The sequence below is a fragment of the Frankia sp. CcWB3 genome, assembly GCF_977927595.1.
On the sequence record NZ_CDWRCK010000192.1, the window covers coordinates 4,001 to 8,990 of the forward strand.

A 4,990-nucleotide genomic window follows, 5' to 3' on the forward strand; every position below is an offset into this window, starting at 1 on the left:
TGTGCGTCATACCTCGTTGTTTACCCAGGTGAAGGCGTCCGCGTGCCGCGAGGGGCCGGGGTGTGGCCGGTTCGACATCCGGGAATCGTCCCGGTCCGCTGGATCGCCCGATGACCTCCGCCCGGTCCGGAACGCGATCTTTCGTCGATGTATCGCGGGAAACGCGTGGTCCGTCTGTCGATCGTCCACGAGGAGCCGTGCCCGGGTGGGTACGCCATACGGGTACAGGCACGCCAAACGGAGTGTAGGCTAGAACTGCCTGTAATCGATCAGTGACTACTAGCTATCGAACAGGTATGTTGAGGACGCGGCTGAGGTGTCCGGGTCGTTCCCATCCGTCCCCGATCCGCGGCACCCCAGTCGCATCCTCGATGTCTCCGGGCCGTCTCCGGGTGCCGATGCGACGCGATTCCCGAGGTCGCCCCGTGCTTCTACGCTGACGTCATGCGGTGGTCTTGGTGCCGTCCAGCCGTGAAGCCATCCAGGGGGAGCGGGGGGCGTCAGCACGTGGCCACATACGGAGGGCCGCGGTCGGGTGGCTCTCCGAGCATGTGAGATCGGCCCATGATGTGAGGACGGACGGTGCAAGCGGGATGCACGTCACCAAACCGTCCTCCTGGCTTGTCGGGTTGACGTCGATCGGGGGCGTCGCTGGCCGTACGGCGATAGGAACATGCCTATGGCCCGGCTCCTCGCGGCGATCTCCACGGGCGTCGCCCTCCTGGTGGGAGGGTTGACGGCGCTTGCCGTCATGCTGCCGCCTGAGTACAGCTATCTGGTCCCGATTGTCATCATCCTCGCCGTCGTGGGGGTCAACATCACTGCCTGGCTTGTGATCCCGCGTGTCGTCGGCTCGGCGTCGGCGTCGGTGTCCGTGCACCGCTCAATACCGGAGAATCGTCCGATGGGTGGCTCGTTCGTGTTCGGTCGTGGTGAGTTCGACTGGGCGAGTTCGGACGTCTCCGATGCCTCCGTCGAGTCCTCGTCGGACAACTGGTCGTCGAGCTGGGACTACGCCGGCGGGGACGGTCCGGACGGCAGCGACGACGAGAGCGGTTTCGACGACGACCGCTGGTATGGTTCCGCGGCCCGCCGTGGCGCGGGTTTCTCGCCGCCCGCTCTTACCGGAGCGTCCATGCCCGGCCTGCTGTCCGCCGATACCGGACCGCATCACCGGGCCACGCAGTCCGGCCCGGTGCCGGCGGAGCCAGAGAAGCACCACGACGACAGCCGCCAGCCGTAGTGACGCCCATGCGGGAACCGATCGGCCAAGGGTACAGTCCTCGGCCAGGTACATCCCGTCCGTGCTGCGCTCGTTGAGATCGGTGCAGTGCGGTGCAGTGGCGGCCCGGCGCCGTGGATCAGGCGAGCCCGGCGCGTCGGCGGGCCGTCTCGGCCACCGCGGCCCAGTCCTGGTCGGTCTGGCCGTGCGCCAGCGCGTCGACGAAGGCGTCCCGCAGCACGCCGCCGAAAGGCAGCGGAACGTTCCGTTCCAGCCCTGAGGCCAGCGCGAGCTGGACGTCCTTCAACCCGAGCGGGAGACGGAAGTTGACGGGTTCGTAATCCCGGTTTCCGATCATGCGGCCATAGCCGGTAAAGACCGGGCCAGTGAACAGGTTGTCGGTGAGTACTTCGATGAACGTGGCCGGGTTCATCCCGCCGGCCTCGATGACGGCGCTCGCCTCCGCCATCGCCTCGATGCTGCAGGCGATTAGATAGTTGCCCAGAATCTTCACCAGGTTGGCGTGTTCCGGCGCGTCGCCGACCGTCCAGGTTCGCCGGCCGAGGACGTCGAACAGGGGCTGAACCTCGGCGATCGCGTCCGGATCGCCGCTGGTCACGATGGTGAGGTTGCCGGCGCGGGCGGCGTCGGTCCGGCCGAAGACGGGAGCCGCGAGGTAGCGCAGCCCGTGCTCGGCGTGCTCACGCCGAGCACGGATCGCCAGCGCGGTGCTGACGGTGGCCATGTTCACATGCAGTGCTCCGGCCGGCGCGGCGGTCAGCACCCGCGGATCGAGCAGGCGATCGGTGACGGCCTGGTCGTCCGCCAGCATGCTGAGGACGATTCCGGTGGCGAACGCCTCGGAGATGCTGGCGGGGACCGCACCGGCGGCGGCCAGTTCGGTGACGGGATCCGGTGAGCGGTTCCAGGCCAGCACGGTGTGGCTGGCGTCGATCAGATTGCGCGCCATGGCGCCGCCCATTCCGCCGAGTCCGATGAAACCGATCTTCATGCGTCACCCTCCTGGCCTGGTCGGCGGACGGTCCGCCGACGCGGGTTTCCTGCCCGGCTGGGCTGGGCTGGGCCAAGCGGCATCAGCGGCTCCGGCCCAGGGCGTGTGAAGAACGGACCGGCAGGTGCCGGGTTCTCAGGCGCCTGTCATCGTAGGAAGCCCGGTGCCCGAGGTCAGTGTGATGCACTCGATACGCGGGGGACCGGTGAGCAGATCCTGCCGCTCGGCGACGAAGTGGTGGATGTGCGGCTGGTTCTCATGATCCTCGAACGCCTCGCGGTCGCGGTAGAGCTCGTAGAAGAGCCGGGCATTGTCGTCGCCGGCCACCCGATGGGTAGTGTAGATCAAGGTCCCGGGTTCGTGGGCGGCGATCAGCGGCACCGTCTCGGCCACCAACGCGTCGAACGCGTCCGCCGTGTCCGGGCGTACCTCGAACCGCACCGTCAGACCGAACATGGATCTCCTCCTCAAGGTATTGCGACAGGGATATGGCGGGGCGCTGTCACTTCGCGACGTACTGTTACCGCATCCAGGAGATCACTCTAATGGTGGCCTGAGAGCCTGGCCACATCGGTGCGGCCTGAGATCGGCTGCCTTGTGCAGCCCGGGACGGGCCATCCGGACCTTGACGGCAGGATGCCGATGTACAGCAGATTCTGTCGATCAAAGCCGATATGAACGTCATGAACGGTACCCGATGGTATTCTCTCAAGGCTGGATCTGGTGATAGCTCCCGCTGGCCGAGGCGACCCGCGTCGCGCTCAGGTCCCCGGCGCCGTGGACCGGGACGTGCCACCCGGCCAGCATAGCGATTCGCGGCAGGCGGGCCACAGCCTGATTTCTTCCATCGACTCGTAGTTCAAATTCGAGAGACTTGTGTTCACTGGCTCGTGAACGGAAATCCCTTGACGGCTGGCCGCTGCACCGCACTCCGACGGGACGTAGGAAAGGTCGGCGCCCTGTTACTCTGACGATTCACTCCTTCATCGTCTACGGCTGGGATGTCCTACCCGTGCGCCTCGCTCCGGAGCGATAGCGCCCGACGCGGGGGAGGGACGCGTGCTGTACGGCGGATATGCACAAGCATTGACGTGGGCCGCTGATGGTGACGTTGACAGGTCGTCGTTCCTTCCCTGGGTGGAACCCTGGTGGCGGTCGGCTGACCGGCTGCCACCAGTCCGTCGCACGGACCAGTCGGCGAGGGCGCGGTTCCAGTCTCGAATGGAGGGCATCGGTTGAACGGCCGGTGTGCGGCATGAATGCCGTCATCGGGTGAATTCTCGCGATCTCCGTCGCCGGCGCGGACATGGAGCCCGGCGTGTCGTCAGTGGTTTCAAGCCCGATTGTTCCGCACTCCTGCCACGATGCGTGCCGAGTTCGATGCGACGTCGGACCGGTAATGCAGAATCGAGGATGGCGCGGAGTGAAATCTCGTCTCACATGGTCCCGTTCGGCTGCGCTTGCAGCTGCGACAGCCCTGACCGTCGGGCTTGGCTACGGCCTGCCGGCGGTCGCGGATCCGGGTGGCGCAGCAGCCCGGTCGGGTGCGGCGAAGGCTGGACCGGTCGCCGGGCCGGACATAGGGGACGTAATGAAGTAACAAATACGTGATCGAGAGCATCATCGCAGGTCACAGGCCTATGGAGGGTTCGAAACGCGCAAGTTATTTCATTTCGACTCCATAGCCAACGGTAGGGCACGGGAGGCGTCCACATTCTGGACGTCAGATCGTATGCGCGAGGCCAAGCCGGTGGACCCGAGCAAGGCGAATAGCGGCAAAGTCCAGGAACAGGGGCCGGCGGTGCGCGGCGGCCCGGCCGAGCGGGTGAACCCGCATGTCACTGAGCCCGTACCGGGAACAGCACCGGGAACAGCTGGCGGCGGGCCGGGCTTCGGGCCGACCGCGGCACCCTGGTACGGCTCGACGACCAGCCCGCCGGCCACCACGTCCTCTTCACCGACAGCAGCGGCGTCAGCTACTCCTGCTCGGGCGGCACCGTCAACAGCGGCGGCAAGAACCTGGTGTTCACCGCCGGCCACTGCGTAAACTCGGGCGGCGGCGGGGCCTGGTTCACCAACTGGGTCTTCGTCCCGCGCTACAACAACGGGAACGCGCCCTACGGCGTGTGGTCCGCGCGCCAGCTCTGGAGCTGGAGCAGCTGGGTGCAGAACGCCAACCGTTCCTACGACTTCGGCGTCGCAGTGCTGAACACCAACGCTTCAGGACAGCACATCGTCAACGTCGTCGGTGGTCAGGGAATCGAATGGAACTTCCCGCTGGTGCAGTATGTCTACCAGTTCGGCTACCCGGCTCGGGCGCCGTTCAACGGGCTCTCCCTGCAATACTGTAGTGGGACGACGTACAACGACGGCGGCTTCGTCGGTATCAACTGCAACATGACCGAGGGTGCCAGCGGCGGACCCTGGCTGGACGACTTCGACGGAACGTTCGGATACCTCGACTCCGTCAACAGCTGGGTGTTCTGGGACGCCAACGGCGTCCGGTACAAGTGGAACGGCCCGTACTTCGGCAACGAGGTGCGCGACCTGTACTACGCGACCGCGAATCTGTAGGCTGGCCACAGCCGGGGGGACGCGGGAAATGCGCGTCCCCTTTTTTTCGAATTTACCGTGATTTTCATCGCGCCGGAGGAGGGCGCCGTGACACGCCTCCCCCCTGTCTCCCTCCCCCTTCTCCCCCTCCTGCTCTGCGTGCTCGACGAGCACGCAGAGCAGGAGGGGGAGAAGGGGGAGGG

The 4,990-nt window shown here is 66.2% G+C and carries 5 protein-coding genes; 2 read left to right on the forward strand and 3 right to left on the reverse strand.

Annotated features, from left to right (window positions below):
- Window positions 1-679 precede the first annotated feature (679 nt).
- The gene (locus ACY5KJ_RS14555) at window positions 680-1,243 is read left to right on the forward strand and encodes a hypothetical protein (RefSeq protein WP_462203592.1); all 564 of its coding nucleotides are present in this window, start codon (window positions 680-682) and stop codon (window positions 1,241-1,243) included.
- A 118-nt stretch (window positions 1,244-1,361) separates the two neighbouring features.
- Here the strand turns inward: ACY5KJ_RS14555 and ACY5KJ_RS14560 are convergent, their stop codons facing one another.
- The 3 genes from ACY5KJ_RS14560 to ACY5KJ_RS14570 form a co-directional block, all read right to left on the reverse strand.
- Window positions 1,362-2,234: an NAD(P)-dependent oxidoreductase gene (locus tag ACY5KJ_RS14560; protein ID WP_462203593.1), complete on the reverse strand. Its 873-nt coding sequence runs from the start codon at window positions 2,232-2,234 to the stop codon at window positions 1,362-1,364.
- A gap of 135 nt (window positions 2,235-2,369) precedes the next feature.
- A complete protein-coding gene (locus tag ACY5KJ_RS14565; RefSeq protein WP_462187865.1) occupies window positions 2,370-2,690 on the reverse strand; it encodes a putative quinol monooxygenase in 321 nt (106 codons plus the stop codon).
- A gap of 877 nt (window positions 2,691-3,567) precedes the next feature.
- Window positions 3,568-3,858, reverse strand: a complete 291-nt coding sequence (locus ACY5KJ_RS14570; protein ID WP_462203594.1) for a hypothetical protein — start codon at window positions 3,856-3,858, stop codon at window positions 3,568-3,570.
- 398 nt (window positions 3,859-4,256) lie between these two features.
- Here ACY5KJ_RS14570 and ACY5KJ_RS14575 point away from each other — a divergent pair, with 398 nt between their 5' ends.
- Window positions 4,257-4,808: a trypsin-like serine peptidase gene (locus ACY5KJ_RS14575; RefSeq protein ID WP_462187866.1), complete on the forward strand. Its 552-nt coding sequence runs from the start codon at window positions 4,257-4,259 to the stop codon at window positions 4,806-4,808.
- Window positions 4,809-4,990: the final 182 nt, after the last annotated feature.